Annotated in this window: 11 protein-coding genes; 9 read left to right on the top strand and 2 right to left on the bottom strand. The window is 72.5% G+C overall.

Annotated elements, in window-relative coordinates:
* Positions 1-5 precede the first annotated feature (5 nt).
* Complete coding sequence (locus ACFWH7_RS04255) at positions 6-665, top strand: Maf family protein (RefSeq protein WP_378215201.1); 660 nt, start codon at positions 6-8, stop codon at positions 663-665.
* A 196-nt stretch (positions 666-861) separates the two neighbouring features.
* Positions 862-2661 carry an acetyl/propionyl/methylcrotonyl-CoA carboxylase subunit alpha gene (locus ACFWH7_RS04250; RefSeq protein ID WP_378215200.1) on the top strand — a complete coding sequence of 600 codons (1800 nt, stop codon included), beginning with the start codon at positions 862-864 and terminating at the stop codon, positions 2659-2661.
* A gap of 276 nt (positions 2662-2937) precedes the next feature.
* Here ACFWH7_RS04250 and ACFWH7_RS04245 read toward each other — a convergent pair whose 3' ends face one another.
* Both ACFWH7_RS04245 and ACFWH7_RS04240 read right to left on the bottom strand, forming a co-directional pair.
* The gene (locus ACFWH7_RS04245) at positions 2938-4248 is read right to left on the bottom strand and encodes an MFS transporter (RefSeq protein ID WP_378215198.1); all 1311 of its coding nucleotides are present in this window, start codon (positions 4246-4248) and stop codon (positions 2938-2940) included.
* 61 nt (positions 4249-4309) lie between these two features.
* A complete protein-coding gene (locus tag ACFWH7_RS04240) occupies positions 4310-5512 on the bottom strand; it encodes an MFS transporter (RefSeq protein ID WP_378215279.1) in 1203 nt (400 codons plus the stop codon).
* A gap of 135 nt (positions 5513-5647) precedes the next feature.
* Between ACFWH7_RS04240 and ACFWH7_RS04235 the strand changes: the two genes are divergently transcribed.
* From ACFWH7_RS04235 to narI, 7 genes are all read left to right on the top strand, one after another.
* Positions 5648-6187 (top strand): NUDIX hydrolase, encoded by a 540-nt coding sequence (locus tag ACFWH7_RS04235; protein ID WP_378215278.1) that lies wholly within the window; start codon positions 5648-5650, stop codon positions 6185-6187.
* Positions 6188-6278: 91 nt separating this feature from the next.
* Entirely contained in the window at positions 6279-7010 is a 732-nt protein-coding gene (locus ACFWH7_RS04230; protein ID WP_378215197.1) for a helix-turn-helix transcriptional regulator, read from the top strand.
* 119 nt (positions 7011-7129) lie between these two features.
* On the top strand, positions 7130-8476 hold the full coding sequence (locus ACFWH7_RS04225) for an MFS transporter (RefSeq protein ID WP_378215196.1): 1347 nt from the start codon (positions 7130-7132) through the stop codon (positions 8474-8476).
* A gap of 66 nt (positions 8477-8542) precedes the next feature.
* Positions 8543-12295, top strand: coding sequence for a nitrate reductase subunit alpha (locus tag ACFWH7_RS04220; protein WP_378215195.1), 3753 nt, complete (start codon positions 8543-8545; stop codon positions 12293-12295).
* A gap of 1 nt (position 12296) precedes the next feature.
* Positions 12297-13943, top strand: a complete 1647-nt coding sequence (gene narH / locus ACFWH7_RS04215) for a nitrate reductase subunit beta (RefSeq protein WP_378215194.1) — start codon at positions 12297-12299, stop codon at positions 13941-13943.
* A complete protein-coding gene (gene narJ, locus ACFWH7_RS04210) occupies positions 13940-14650 on the top strand; it encodes a nitrate reductase molybdenum cofactor assembly chaperone (protein WP_378215193.1) in 711 nt (236 codons plus the stop codon). Before narH ends, narJ begins: the two co-directional genes overlap by 4 nt.
* A complete protein-coding gene (narI, locus tag ACFWH7_RS04205; protein ID WP_378215192.1) occupies positions 14647-15381 on the top strand; it encodes a respiratory nitrate reductase subunit gamma in 735 nt (244 codons plus the stop codon). The genes narJ and narI overlap by 4 nt, the downstream gene beginning before the upstream one ends.
* Positions 15382-15437: the final 56 nt, after the last annotated feature.

Below are 15437 nucleotides of genomic sequence, written 5' to 3'. Positions count from 1 at the left end.
CGCGGGTGCTCCGACTCGTGCTCGCCTCCCGCTCCCCCGCCCGCCTCGCGACGCTGCGCGCGGCCGGCGTCGAACCCCTCGTGCGCGTCTCGGGGGTCGACGAGGACGCGGTCCTGCGCGCGGCGGCCGCGGAGCGCGACGGGCTCGACCCCGTGGACGCGGTGCTCGTCCTCGCCCGCGCGAAGGCGGAGGAGATCGTGCGCACGCTCGCCGACGACGGTTCCGGGGCGCCGATCGACGACCCCGCGCTGCTCGTCGGCTGCGACTCGATGCTCGAGCTCGACGGCGAGGTGCTCGGCAAGCCCGCCGACGCCGACGACGCCCGCGCCCGCTGGCACGCGATGCGCGGCCGGGCCGGCGTCCTGCACACCGGCCACTGGCTCGTCGACCTGCGTGCTTCGTCCGACGGCGGGACGGGCACCGCGGCAGGTGCCACGAGCTCGACGACCGTGCACTTCGCGGACCTCACCGACGACGAGATCGACGCGTACGTCGCCACGGGCGAGCCGCTGCACGTCGCGGGCGCGTTCACGGTCGACGGCCTCGGCGGGCCCTACGTCGAGCGCATCGAGGGCGACCACCACGGCGTCGTCGGCATCAGCCTCCCGCTGCTGCGCGCGCTGCTCCGCGAGGCCGGGGTCGCCTGGCACGAGCTGCGCTCCTGAGGCCGGGCGGCCGGCGCCCGACGTCGGCGCTCGTTGTGGGTGCCGGACAACCCCACGGGACGAGCGAGGCCCAGGAGCGCGCCGCTATGGAGGTTTCCTCCAACCGCCCCGCATGCGCCTTGGCATGTTCTCCAATCTTGTCCGGTACCCGGCCCGGGAGCGTGATCGGCGCGGCGCGCACGCGTTACCGTGAGCCGTGCCCGCGAACCCCACCCGCCCCCTGAGCAAGGTCCTCGTCGCCAACCGTGGCGAGATCGCCGTCCGGATCGTCCGCGCCTGCGCCGACGCCGGCATCGCGTCCGTCGCGGTCTACGCCGACCCCGACCGGCCGGCGCCGCACGTGCACCTCGCCGACGAGGCGTTCGCGCTCGGCGGCTCCCGTGCGGCCGAGACGTACCTCGACATCGCGAAGCTGCTCGACGTCGCGCGCCGCTCCGGCGCGGACGCGGTGCACCCCGGGTACGGCTTCCTCGCCGAGAACGCGGAGTTCGCCCAGGCCGTGCTCGACGCGGGCCTCGTCTGGATCGGCCCGCCGCCGGCCGCGATCGACGCGCTCGGCGACAAGGTGAGCGCGCGCCACATCGCCCAGCGCGCCGGCGCCCCGCTGGTCCCCGGCACGCCCGACCCGGTCGCCGACGCGAGCGAGGTGCACGCGTTCGCCGCCGAGCACGGGCTGCCCATCGCGATCAAGGCGGCGTTCGGCGGCGGCGGTCGCGGGCTCAAGGTCGCGCGCACTGCGGACGAGATCGACGAGCTCTACGAGTCCGCGGTCCGCGAGGCCACGGCCGCGTTCGGGCGCGGCGAGTGCTTCGTCGAGCGGTACCTCGACACGCCCCGGCACGTGGAGACCCAGTGCCTCGCGGACGAGCACGGCACGGTCGTCGTCGTCTCGACGCGCGACTGCTCCCTCCAGCGCCGCCACCAGAAGCTCGTCGAGGAGGCGCCGGCGCCGTACCTCAGCGCCGCCCAGGAGGCCGAGCTGTACAAGGCGTCCGAGGCGATCCTGCGCGAGGCCGGCTACGTCGGCGCGGGCACGTGCGAGTTCCTCGTCGGCGCCGACGGGACCATCTCCTTCCTCGAGGTCAACACGCGCCTGCAGGTCGAGCACCCCGTGTCCGAGGAGGTCACCGGCATCGACCTCGTCCGCGAGCAGCTGCGCATCGCCGCGGGCGAGCCGCTCGGCTACACGTCGACGCAGGTGCGCGGCCACTCGATCGAGTTCCGCATCAACGGCGAGGACCCCGCCGCGAACTTCCTCCCCGCCCCCGGCCGCATCACGCGCTTGCGCTTCCCGTCCGGCCCCGGCGTGCGCGTCGACTCCGGCGTCGCCGAGGGCGACACGATCTCCGGCGCGTTCGACTCGATGATCGCCAAGGTCATCGTCACGGGCGCCACGCGCGAGCAGGCCGTCCAGCGGGCCCGCCGCGCGCTGCGCGAGCTCGAGGTCGAGGGCATTCCGACCGTCGTGCCGTTCCACCGCGCCGTGCTCGACGCCGAGGCGTTCGTCCCCACCGACGACGAGCCGTTCCGGGTGCACACCCGCTGGATCGAGACCGAGTTCGCCGACCAGCTCGCCGCGCTCGCGCCCGCCCCGGCCGCGTCCGCCGACGAGGACGACGAGCCCCTCGCGACCGAGCGCGTCGTCGTCGAGGTGGGCGGCAAGCGCCTCGAGGTCGTCCTCCCGGCCGGCCTCGGCATGGCCGCAGGTCGCGCCCGCACCGCCAACGCCGCGCGTCGCCCCGCTCGCCGCAGCGCCACCAAGGCCAACGGCGGCGCCTCCGGCACCACGCTCGCCTCCCCCATGCAGGGCACGATCGTCAAGGTCGCCGTCGCGGACGGCACCCAGGTCGCCGAGGGCGACCTCGTCGTCGTGCTCGAGGCCATGAAGATGGAGCAGCCGCTCCTCGCGCACCGCGCCGGCACCGTCCGCTCCCTCTCCGCCACCGCCGGCGCGAGCGTCAGCTCCGGCACGGCCATCTGCGAGATCGTCGACTGACCCTCCGCGCCACCGTCGAGCTCGGTGCACGGCCCGCGTGGTCGAGGCGCCGGGCTGGGCCGAGGTGGTGCGGTGACGGGCAGGACGAGCGGTGGGGTCGGACCGTGTGCGAAGGACGTCAAAGGCGCACTCCCAGAACTCCGCCAGACCGACCAGGGTGACGGTGCGCAAGTCCGAGCACACGGTCCGACCCCACCGCGGACCCGACAGCGCGGGCCGTGGACCCGACCCGACCACGCGGACCGTCGACCCGGCTCACCGCGGACGAGGTGAGTGCTAGTCGTGCTGGGCGGCGGCGCGGATCGCGCGGCGGCCCGAGGGGAGGGCGACGGCGACGGTGATGACGAGGAACATGAGGATCCCGGAGACGACGAGGAGCGACTCGACGGTGAAGCGGTCGGCGAGCGGGCCGAAGACGACCATGCCGAGCGGCATCGAGACGGCCATGACGATGCCGACGAAGCCGAAGACGCGGCCCTGACGCTCGGGCTCGACGGTCTCCTGGAGGACGGTCATGGAGGTCGTCGAGAACGGCGGGACGGACAGCCCGAGCAGGAACATGAAGGCGAAGAAGACCCACATGTTCGTGGAGAGTCCCATCGCGACGGACAGCACGCCGAAGACGAACGTCGAGCCGACGATCATGGCGATGCGGTTCTTGAGCCCGCCCCAGGTCGCGAGGAGCACGCCGCCGAGCAGCATGCCGACGGAGAAGGCGACCTCGTTGACGGTGAGCTTCCAGACCTCCTCGCCGAAGGTCCGCGCGACCATGAGCGGGGTGAGGTACGACGGCGCGACGATGAGGAGGAACACGACGGCGTAGAGGCCGAGGACCCAGCGCACGAACGGGTGGGAGCCGAGGTAGCGGAAGCCCTCGACGAGGTCGTCGAAGTACCCGGCCCGCTCTCCCGCGGCGGCGTGCGCGAGCGTGGGGACGGAGACGAGCAGGAGGAGCCCGATGCCGATCACGGCGGTGACGACGTCGATGAAGAAGACGGACACGATGGACGTGCTGGCGTACACGGCCGCCGCGACCGCCGGCGCGAGGAGCATCATCGCGGACTGGATCGACTGGTTGATCCCGTTGACGCGCAGCAGCTTGCTGGTCGGGACGATCTGCGGGAGCAGGGCGGCGACGGCTGGGGTCTGGATGCCGGCACCCGTGGAGCGGATCGCGAGCGCGGCGTAGATGAGCCAGAGGTCGTCCGCGCCGCCGAGCATGAGCAGCGCGAGCGCGAGGGTCGTCACGGCGATCGTGCCGTCCGCGGCGATGACGAGCGCCTTGCGGTTCACGCGGTCCGCCCACACGCCGCCGAAGATCGACACGATCGCCTGCGGCAGGAACCCGAAGAGGGTGCTCAGCGCGAGCACGGCACCGGACTTCGTCTCGATCGTCAGGTGCCACATGACGGCGTACTGCACGAGCATCGAGCCGAACAGGGAGACGGTCTGTCCGGAGAGGAAGATCGCGGTGTCCCGCCGCCACCGGGGCTTGGCGAGCGTGTCGTCGACGGGGGCGTCGGCCTCCGCGCCGTCCGCGACGTCGGCGATGGGGGCGTCGCTGTTCTCGTACGGCGTATGGCTCACCCGCACATCCTGACGGCCGCCACCCACACCGTCCACGGAATTCGCCGACGGCGGACGACCGTCAGTCGGCAGCCGGGACCTCTCCGGCATGAGCGATGTGACCGAGCTGGCGCCACACGAGCGCGAGCGTGACGCCCGCGCCGACGAATGCGAACCAGAACGGCGCGGTGATCCCCCACGCCTCGGCGAGGACGCCGCCGAGCGCCTGCCCGACGACGCTGCCGCCGAACACGCAGACCATGTAGACCGAGCCGACGCGACCCTGGAACTCCGTCGGGACGGCGCGCTGGCGGATCGTGTTGGACACGGTGCCCCACACGAACGCGTACGCCCCGAACACGACCATGATCGCGAGCGCGACCCAGCCGGTCGTGGTGAGCGCGAGCGCGAGGTGCATGAGGACCTCGAGCGAGAGGCACACGCGCATGAGTGTCGACAGGCGCGCGTGGCGCTCGAGCCAGCCGAACGACACGATGCCCACGACGCCGCCGACGGCGGACGCCGTCGTGAGCAGCCCGAAGCCGACCTCACCCATGTCGAGGTGGTCGAGCGCGTACTTGACGAGGACGCCCCACGGCGCCGCCCAGGTCACGTTGAAGGCGAGGATGACGAGCGCGAGCGTCCGCACCGGGGCGTTCCCGAGGATCCACCGCACACCCTCGGCGATGTCCTGGCGGATGTGCGTCTGCGTCTCGCGCACGCCGCCCGGCGTGGTCGCGATCCGTCCCACGAGCACGACGGCGAGCGCGACGCACACGATCTGGACGACGAACGGCCAGACCATCCCGAGCGCGAAGAGGAAGGCGCCCACCGGCGGTCCGAGCAGCTGGTTGGCGGTGAGGAAGCCTGCCTGGAGCCGCGCGTTGCCCGTGCCGAGGTCGCGCGGCTCGACGAGCATCGGCAGCAGGGTCTGGGACGCGGAGTCGGCGAACACCTCGGCGACGCCGTAGAGGAACATCACGGCGAGCACGACACCGATGCTCACGTGACCGGTGACGATGAGGACGCACAGCGCGACGACGACGAACGCGCGGAGGGCGTTGGCGACCATGACGACGACGCGCCGGTCGAGGCGGTCGGCGAGCGCGCCGGCCCAGAGCCCGAACAGGAGCCAGGGCAGCCGCTGGAGCAGCGCGGCGAGCGCGACGAGGAACGCGGAGTCGGTCTGGGACGCGACGAGCAGGGGACCCGCCGCCAGGGCGATGCCGTCGCCGACGTTGCTGGTCCACGACGACGACAGCAACCAGCGGAAGCCGGTGCCCATGCGCCGGGGCGCGACGATCTCTCCGAGCCTGCTCACAAGCGGACCAGCGTACGCGGCGACGACGCCACCGCGGTCACCCTTTTCCGGGCGCGTGCGCCGAGCACCGCACGGGCCTGGCAGCATGGCCCCGTGACGATCCCCACCGCGCCGCGCGACCCCGGCGAGCCGCCCCCGCGGCTCCCCCGCCACCTCCAGCCAGGCGACGGCTGGGTGGAGTGCGAGTGCGGGAGGCGGCACTGGGGGCTGTTCGGCGCGGCCGGGCTGCTGCTCGCGCGGCGTGACGGCGCGGGCCGGCTGACCGACGTCGTGCTCCAGCACCGCGCCCCGTGGTCCGACCAGGGCGGGACGTGGGGAGTGCCGGGCGGCGCCGTCGGGCCGGACGAGACGCCCGCCCAGGGAGCCCTGCGCGAGGCGGAGGAGGAGGCGGGCATCGACCCCGCGCACGTGCGCGTCGTGGGCGAGCGCGTGCTCGACCACGGCCCGTGGCGGTACACGACCGTCCTCGCGGAGGTCGCGGACGGCGCGACCGTCGACGCGCACGCGACCGACGCCGAGAGCGTCGAGGTCCGGTGGGTCCCGGTCGACGACGTCGCGGGCCTCGACCTGCTGCCCGCGTTCGCCGACGCGTGGCCGACGCTGCGCGCGACGCTCGAGCAGGGGGCGGCCGAAGCCTGACGGCCCGCGCGCTCGGGACCTTGGTCACCGATCCGCGCAGGACCCGCCCCGGGACCGGTCCGACGACGGCGCGCCGGGGCACGATGGCGTCGTGCCCGAGGACACGTCGACCACCTACCGCGCGCTCGCGTCGTCGAGCCGGCTGACCCTGCTGCACGCCCTCCAGGAGCACGGCCGGATGACGGTCGCCGACCTCTCGCGCGAGGCGGAGCTGTGTCCGAGCGCGACGCGCGAGCACCTCCAACGGCTCGCGGACGCGGGGTTCGTGCGCAGCGCCCCGGAGGTCCGCACGACGCGGGGTCGCCCGCGCATCCTCTACGAGGCCATCGCGGGCGAGCACCCGCCCCGGGACGACGGCGCGGCACGGCGCCTCGGCGAGTCCCTCGTCCGGGCGGCGCTGACCCGCGCGGTCCTCGGGGCCCACGAACCCCGGGACGACGGCCCCCGGCACGCCGCCTCGCAGGACACGCGCGACGACCTCACCGGGCCGGCGCGCGCGGCGGGGCGACGGCTCGTCGACGTGCTCCGCACGTCGGGCGACGCCACGCCCGAGCCCACACCGGAGAACCAGCTCGCCGCGCTCGACGACCACCTGCACCAGCTCGGGCTCGACCCCGAGCTCGAGGAGGGCAGCCTGCGGTTTCACCTCTACCGGTGCCCGTTCCTCGCGCTCGCCGCGGACCGCGAGGACGTGGTCTGCGCGGTCCACCTCGGCCTCGTCCAGGGCGTGCTCGCGGGCGTCGGGGGGCCTGTCCGGGCGGAGGCGCTGCTCCCGTTCGTCGAGCCGCACCACTGCGTGCTGCAGCTCTCGCGCGCGAGCTGATTTTTCACGGTCCGCGGCCCGCCGCGGAACCTGTCCGTCCGGTCATGCTGACGGCGCACCGGGTACCGACCCGGCGTCACGACGTCGGTGGTCGTGACCTGCGACGACGGGAGGACGACATGACCGCCCCTGCCACCACCAGGCCCCCCTCGCTGCTGCGGGCGGTGCGCACGCCGTCGACCGTGGACCTGTCGACGTGGGACCCCGAGGACGAGTCTCGCTGGGACCGCCGGTTCGCGTGGCGCACGCTGTGGATCACGACGTACAACCTCACGCTCGCGTTCTGCGCGTGGTACCTCGTGAGTGCGGTCGCGCCCCGGCTCAACGACGTCGGGTTCGACCTCACGACGGCGCAGCTCTACTGGCTCACCGCCGTCCCGGGCCTCGCCGGCGGGCTGTTCCGCATGGTCTACATGTTCCTGCCGCCCGTCGTCGGCACCCGCACGCTCGTGGGCGGCACGGCGACGCTCATCCTGCTGCCGATGCTCGGCTGGACGTTCGCCGTGCGCGACGCGAGCACGCCGTACTCGGTGCTCATGCTGCTCGCGGTCGCCGCGGGGATCGGCGGGGGCGCGTTCTCCGGCTTCATGCCCTCGACGAGCTACTTCTTCCCCAAGCGCATGGCGGGGACGGCGCTCGGTCTCCAGGCCGGGATCGGCAACTTCGGCGTGAGCCTCATCCAGTTCCTCACGCCGTGGGTCGTCGGCTTCGGCCTCCTGGGCACCGCGGTCCTCACGCCCCAGCAGACGGAGACCGGCAGCCACCTGTGGCTGCACAACGCGGGGCTCGTGCTCGTGCCGTGGACCGTGCTCGGCGCGGTGCTCGCGGGCCTCTACCTCCGCCGGGTCCCGGTCAGCGCGAACTTCCGTGAGCAGCTCGACATCTTCGGCAACAAGCACACGTGGATCATGACCGCGATCTACCTCATGACCTTCGGGGCGTTCAGCGGGTTCGCGGCGCAGCTCGGCCTGCTCATCGTCGCGCAGTACGGCGGGTTCGAGAACGCGCCCGACCCGCTGCGCTACGCGTTCCTCGGCCCCCTGCTCGGGTCGGCCGCGCGCGCCGGGTTCGGGCCGCTGTGCGACCGGTTCGGCGGCGCGATCTGGACCCTGGTCGCCGGGATCGGCATGACGGTCTCGACGGTGTTCTCGCTGTTCTTCCTCGACCCGCACGACGTCGGGCAGTTCGGCTGGTTCCTCGCGGGGATGCTCGCGGTGTTCACGTTCGCGGGCATCGGCAACGCCGGCACCTTCAAGCAGATGCCGATGATCTTCCCGCGCCGCCAGGCGGGCGGGGTCATCGGCTGGACCGCGTCGATCGCCGCCTTCGGCCCGTTCCTCGTCGGCATCGGCCTCTCGCTCGTCCCCGCGCGGTCGTTCTTCGTCGGGTGCGCCGTGTTCTTCGCCCTGTGCACGTGGCTCACGTGGCACTACTACGCCCGGCCGGGCGCCCCGAACCCCTCCTGACCCCGCCGACGGCGTCGCCCCCGCTGTCGATCGTGACGAGTCGACCCCGAGAACCGAGGAGCTGTCGTGCCCCCACTCGACGAGCGCACCCCCCGCGACCCCGCGGACACCTTGCTGCGACTGGGCAGCCGCCTGCGACGCGGGCAGGTGTCGGACGACCTGCGGCAGGTGTTCCTGACCGGCGGACGCCAGGGCGACGTGTTCTACCGCGACCGCTGGTCCCACGACAAGGTCGTACGCTCCACCCACGGCGTGAACTGCACCGGGTCCTGCTCCTGGAAGGTCTACGTCAAGGACGGCATCATCACCTGGGAGACCCAGCAGACCGACTACCCCTCCGTCGGCCCCGACTCCCCCGAGTACGAACCCCGCGGCTGCCCCCGCGGCGCCGCGTTCTCCTGGTACACCTACTCCCCCACCCGCGTGCGCTACCCCTACGTCCGCGGCGTGCTCCTGGACCTGTACCGGCAGGCGAAGAAGGACGTGGGCGGGGACCCCGTGCTCGCCTGGGCGAAGGTCACGTCCGACCCGGAGTCGGCCCGTGCGTACAAGAGCGCACGCGGCAAAGGCGGCCTCGTGCGCGCCACGTGGGACGAGGCGGCCGAGATCGTCGCCGCCGCGCACGTGCACACCATCAAGGCCTACGGCCCCGACCGCGTCGCCGGGTTCTCGCCCATCCCCGCGATGTCGATGGTGTCCCACGGGGTGGGGTCGCGATTCGTCCAGCTCCTGGGCGGGAGCATGCTGTCGTTCTACGACTGGTACGCCGACCTCCCGGTCGCCTCCCCCCAGGTCTTCGGCGACCAGACCGACGTCCCCGAGTCCGCGGACTGGTGGAACTCCACCTACTGCATCATGTGGGGCTCCAACGTCCCGGTGACCCGCACCCCGGACGCCCACTTCATGACCGAGGCCCGCTACCGCGGGCAGAAGGTCATCGTCGTGTCGCCCGACTACGCCGACAACACCAAGTTCGCCGACGAGTGGCTCGCCCCCCACCCCGGCACCGACGGCGCCCTCGCCCAGGCCATGGGACACGTCATCCTCAACGAGTTTCACGTGCGCGACCGCGCGCCCCGGTTCCTCGACTACATGGCGCGGTTCACCGACGCGCCGTACCTCGTGACGCTCGAGCGCCGCGAGGACGCGTACGTGCCGGGGCGCTTCCTCACGGCGGACCGGCTCGCCGGCACGCCCACCGCCGACCAGGCCGGCACCGCGAACGCGGCGTCGAAGACGGTGATCCTGTCCCGCGAGGGTGACGTCGTCGTCCCCAACGGGTCGCTCGGCCACCGCTACGGCGACCCCGGGCGGTGGAACCTCGACCTCGAAGGTGTCGAGCCGGCGCTCTCCGTCGCGGACCTGACGGGCGGCGCGTCGGGCGGGCCGGTCGCCGTCGATCTCCCGCGCTTCGACCTCGCCCCCGAGGAGGGCGCCGAGCACCAGGGCGGCGCGGGCTCGGTGCGGCGCGGCGTGCCGACGCACCGCGTGGGCGAGCACCTCGTCACGACGGTCTACGACCTGCTGCTCGCGCAGTACGGCGTGGACCGCCCCGACCTCGACCTGCCGGGCCAGTGGCCGACGGGCTACGACGACCCCGCGACCCCGGGCACCCCCGCCTGGCAAGAGGAGATCACCGGCGTCCCCGCCGTCGCCGCGGCGCGCATCGGGCGCGAGTTCGCGCAGAACGCGCTCGACTCGGACGGCCGGTCGATGATCATCATGGGTGCGGGCACCAACCACTGGTTCCACTCCGACACGATCTACCGCACGTTCCTCGCCCTCGTGACGATGACCGGCTGCCAGGGCGTCAACGGCGGCGGGTGGGCGCACTACGTGGGTCAGGAGAAGGTCCGCCCCATCACGGGCTTCCAGCAGTACGCCAACGCGCTCGACTGGGTCCGACCCCCGCGCCTCATGATCAGCACGGCCTTCTGGTACCTCGCGACGGACCAGTGGCGCTACGACGGCCTGCCCGCGGACGCACTCGCGTCCGCGCTGGCCCCGGGGAAGCTCTCCGGTCGCACGACGGCGGACACGCTGGTGGAGTCCGTCCGGCGCGGCTGGACGCCGAGCTACCCGACGTTCGACCGCAACCCCCTCGACCTCGTGGACGAGGCGGAGGCGGCGGGCAAGGACCCGGTGCGCCACGTCGTCGACCAGCTCTCCTCCGGCGAGCTGGACTACGCGTGCGCCGACCCCGACGACCCGGCGAACTTCCCGCGCGTCCTCACCGTGTGGCGCGCGAACCTGCTCGGGTCGTCGGGCAAGGGCAACGAGTACTTCCTCAAGCACCTGCTGGGGACCGACGCCGCGGTGCGCGCGCCCGAATCCGGGCCGGACCGCCGGCCGCGGGACATCGCGTGGCACGACGAGGCGCCCCGGGGAAAGCTCGACCTGCTGGTCACCGCTGACTTCCGGATGACGTCGACGACGCTCTTCTCCGACGTCGTGCTGCCGGCCGCGACCTGGTACGAGAAGCACGACCTGTCGTCGACCGACATGCACCCGTTCGTGCACTCGTTCAACCCCGCGATCAGCCCGCCGTGGCAGACGCGCACCGACTTCGACATCTTCCACACGATCGCGCGGCGCATCTCGGAGATGTCGGTGGCGCACCTGGGCGTGCGCAAGGACGTCGTGGCCGTCCCCCTCGCGCACGACACGCCCGACGCCATGGCGACGCCCCACGGCGAGGTCCTGCCGCAGGACGAGCTCGTGACCGGGGTGACCATGTCGAAGCTCGTCGTCGTCGAGCGCGACTACCCGGCGTTCGCCGACCGGCTCGCCGCCCTCGGCCCGCTCACCCAGGAGGTGGGCATGGTCACCAAGGGCGTCGCGTTCGACCCGACGCCGGAGGTCGAGCGGCTCGCCGTCGCGAACGGCGTCGTCGCCGACGGCCCGACGGCGGGGCGCCCGCGCCTGGACCGGGACACCCACGTGTGCGAGATGATCCTCGCGCTCTCGGGGACGACGAACGGGCGGCTCGCGGTGCAGGGGTTCGAGGACCTGGAGCGCCGCACTGGGCAGCGACTGGCCGACCTCGCGCGGGACGAGCAGGGCAAGCGCATCACGTTCCCGGACGTGCAGTCGCGCCCGACGGCGGTCATCACCTCTCCCGAGTGGTCCGGCTCGGAGCACGGCGGACGGCGCTACAGCGCCTTCGTCATCAACGTCGAGCGGCTCAAGCCCTGGCACACCCTCACCGGCCGTCAGCACTTCTTCCTCGACCACGACTGGATGACCGAGCTCGGCGAGCAGCTCCCCGTCTACCGACCGCCGCTCGACATGCACCGCCTGTTCGGCGACTCGCGCGTCGGCGACACGTCCCCCACGGGGGCGCAGGGGTCGGAGGGCTACGCGGAGGTCGCGGTGCGGTACCTGACGCCGCACTCGAAGTGGTCGATCCACTCCGAGTACCAGGACAACCTCTTCATGCTGTCGCTCTCGCGCGGCGGCCCCACGATCTGGATGAGCCCGCAGGACGCGGAGAAGATCGGCGTCGCGGACAACGACTGGATCGAGTCCTACAACCGCAACGGCGTCGTGGTCGCGCGAGCCGTCGTCTCGCACCGCATGCCCGAGGGCACGGTCTTCATGTACCACGCGAAGGACCGGACCGTGGACGTGCCGCGGTCGGAGACGTCCGGGCTGCGGGGAGGCATCCACAACTCCCTGACCCGCGTGCTGCTCAAGCCCACCCACCTCATCGGCGGCTACGCCCAGCTGTCGTACGGCTTCAACTACATCGGCCCGACGGGCAACCAGCGTGACGAGGTCACGGTGATCCGCCGGAGGTCTCAGGAGGTGACCTACTGACATGAAGGTCATGGCGCAGATGTCGATGGTGATGAACCTGGACAAGTGCATCGGGTGTCACACGTGCTCGGTCACGTGCAAGCAGGCCTGGACCAACCGCACCGGGGTCGAGTACGTGTGGTTCAACAACGTCGAGACCCGCCCCGGACTGGGGTACCCCCGCACCTACCAGGACCAGGACCGCTGGCAGGGCGGGTGGGTACGCACCAAGAAGGGCAAGCTCAAGCTGCGCGCCGGGGGCCGGTTGAAGAAGCTCGCCACGATCTTCTCCAACCCCGTGCTGCCCTCCATCCACGACTACTACGAACCGTGGACCTACGAGTACGACATGCTGCTCTCGGCTCCCCAGGGCCAGCACACCCCCGTCGCGCGCCCCAAGTCGCTGCTCACGGGCAAGGACATCAACATCTCCTGGTCGGCGAACTGGGACGACGACCTCGGCGGCTCCACCGCGACCATGGACCAGGACCCGATCCTGGCCCACATGTCCGAGCACGTCGCGACCGAGCTCGACAAGACGTTCATGTTCTACCTGCCCCGCATCTGCGAGCACTGCCTCAACCCCGCCTGCGTCGCGTCCTGCCCCTCAGGAGCCATGTACAAGCGGGCCGAGGACGGCATCGTGCTCGTCGACCAGGACCAGTGCCGCGGGTGGCGCATGTGCGTCACCGGCTGCCCCTACAAGAAGGTCTACTTCAACCACAAGACCGGCAAGGCCGAGAAGTGCACCCTGTGCTACCCCCGCATCGAGGTCGGCCTACCCACCGTGTGCTCCGAGACCTGCGTCGGACGCCTGCGCTACCTCGGCCTGGTCCTGTACGACGCCGACAAGGTCACCGAAGCCGCCGCCGTCCAGGACGAGCACGAGCTCCTGGCCTCCCAACGCGCCGTCTTCCTCGACCCGAACGACCCCCAGGTCATCGCCGCAGCACGCCAAGAGGGCATCCCCGAGGACTGGATCACCGCCGCCCAACGCTCCCCGATCTGGGACCTCATCACCAAGTACGAGGTCGCCCTCCCCCTGCACCCCGAGTACCGCACCCTGCCCATGGTCTGGTACATCCCACCCCTGTCCCCCGTCGTGGACGTCGTGGCCGCCTCCGGCAACGACGGCGAAGACGGACGCACCCTGTTCGCCGCCATCTCCCAGCTGCGCATCCCGCTCGAATACCTCGCCGGACTGTTCACCGCCGGCGACACCGCCCCCGTCGAGAAGGTCCTGCGCCGCCTGGCCGCCATGCGCTCCTACATGCGCGACATCAACCTCGGCCGGGAGGCCGACGAACGCACCGCGGCCGCGGTCGGGATGACCGGCGCCCAGGTCCAGGAGATGTACCGCCTGCTCGCCATCGCGAAGTACGAAGACCGGTACGTCATCCCCACCGCCCACACCGAGATCGCCCGCGAGCTCACGGACATGGCGTGCTCGCTGGACTACGACGGCGGGCCGGGGATGAGTGGCGCGGGGCCGACGACGGGCGAGCCGTTCCACGCGGTCGGCACGCAGGAGCGCGCCACGAGCCCGTACACGCCGTCCACGTCGGGCCGCGTCAACCTGCTCAACTGGGACGGCAGCGGCGCGCCGGGCGGGCTCTTCCCGCCGTCGCGACCGGCGGGTGGCCCCGAGCCCTCGGGGGGTGCGGCATGAGGCGCGCGACGCGGACCCGGCCGCCGCGCGCCGCCGTGACCGCGACGACGTCGGGCACCCTGCCGGACGACCAGCGCCGCGCCGCGCACACCGTCATCTCGCTCCTGCTGGACTACCCCACCGCGGAGACCGCCGCGCACCGCGCGGACGTCGAGGACGTGGTCGCCGGACTGCCCGCCGACGTGCGCCGGCCCCTGCGCGCGTTCCTCGACGCCACGGCGTCCATGCCCCTCCGCGAGCTCCAGGCCGCCTACGTCACGACGTTCGACCTCAAGCGCCGGTGCTCGCTCTACCTGTCGTACTACGCGGCCGGGGACACCCGGAAGCGCGGCGCCGCGCTGGTCACGTTCGTCGAGGCGTTCCGCGCGGCCGGCTGGGAGACGGACGGCTCGGAGCTGCCCGACCACCTGCCCACGGTGCTCGAGCTCTCCGCGCGCACTGACGGTGAGATCGCCGGCATGGTGCTCGACGCGCACCGCGACGGCATCGAGGTCCTGCGCGCCGCGCTCGAGACCGTCCGCAGCCCGTACGCGCACGTCGTCGCCGCGCTCGTCGCGACGCTGCCCGCGATGCAGTCCGAGACGGCGGCGCGCTTCCGCGAGCTCGTCGCCGCAGGACCGCCCACCGAGCTCGTCGGCCTGAGCGACCTGTCCCACCTCACGCCGTTCGCCACCATCCCGAGCCTGACCGAGGAGACCCGACGATGAGCCCGCTCGACGTCCTGCTGTGGGTCGCCGTCCCGTACGCGGTGGCGGCGGTGTTCGTCGTCGGCCACGTGTGGCGGTACCGCTACGACCAGTTCGGCTGGACCACGCGCTCGTCGCAGCTCTACGAGAACCGCTGGCTGCGCCTCGGCTCGCCGCTGTTCCACGTCGGCATCCTCATGGTCATCGGCGGCCACGTCGTCGGCATCCTCGTGCCGCGCCCGTGGCTCGAGGCCGTCGGCGTCGACGAGCACGCCTACCACCTCGTCGCGACGATCGCCGGGACGGTCGCGGCCGTGCTCACCGTGGTCGGGCTCGTGATCCTCGTCCTGCGCCGCCGCCTCTCGGGGGCCGTGTTCCGCGTGACCACCCGCACGGACAAGCTCATGTACGTCGTGCTCGGTGCCGCGATCGGGTTCGGCACGCTCGCGACGGTGCAGCACCAGATCTTCGGCGGCGGCTACGACTACCGCGGCTCCATCTCACCGTGGTTCCGCTCGCTGCTCACGTTCCAGCCGGACCCGTCGCTCATGGCCGACGTCCCGCTTGCGTTCCAGCTCCACGTCCTGTGCGGCCTCGCCCTGTTCGCCCTGTGGCCGTTCACGCGCCTCGTGCACGTGTTCTCCGCGCCGCTCGGCTACCTCACGCGCCCGTACGTGGTCTACCGGCGCCGCGCCGTCGCGACGACGTCGCGCGCCCCGCGCCGCGGCTGGGAACCCCCGACGGCCCCGTAGCGAGGACGTCGTCGCCGGCAGATGCGTCCGCGCCCGAGCGCTGCGTCCCGACACGC

The organism is Cellulosimicrobium cellulans, assembly GCF_042723955.1.
Taxonomy (GTDB): domain Bacteria; phylum Actinomycetota; class Actinomycetes; order Actinomycetales; family Cellulomonadaceae; genus Cellulosimicrobium; species Cellulosimicrobium cellulans_H.
This window is presented reverse-complemented; position numbering and strand designations above follow the sequence as displayed.

Excerpts from the sequence above, each read along its gene's own strand:
- narH (WP_378215194.1), top strand. The coding sequence starts at position 12,297 with ATGAAGGTCATGGCGCAGATGTCGATGGTGATGAACCTGGACAAGTGC.
- ACFWH7_RS04240 (WP_378215279.1), bottom strand. The coding sequence starts at position 5,512 with ATGGGCACCGGCTTCCGCTGGTTGCTGTCGTCGTCGTGGACCAGCAAC.
- ACFWH7_RS04225 (WP_378215196.1), top strand. The coding sequence starts at position 7,130 with ATGACCGCCCCTGCCACCACCAGGCCCCCCTCGCTGCTGCGGGCGGTG.
- narJ (WP_378215193.1), top strand. The coding sequence starts at position 13,940 with ATGAGGCGCGCGACGCGGACCCGGCCGCCGCGCGCCGCCGTGACCGCG.
- narI (WP_378215192.1), top strand. The coding sequence starts at position 14,647 with ATGAGCCCGCTCGACGTCCTGCTGTGGGTCGCCGTCCCGTACGCGGTG.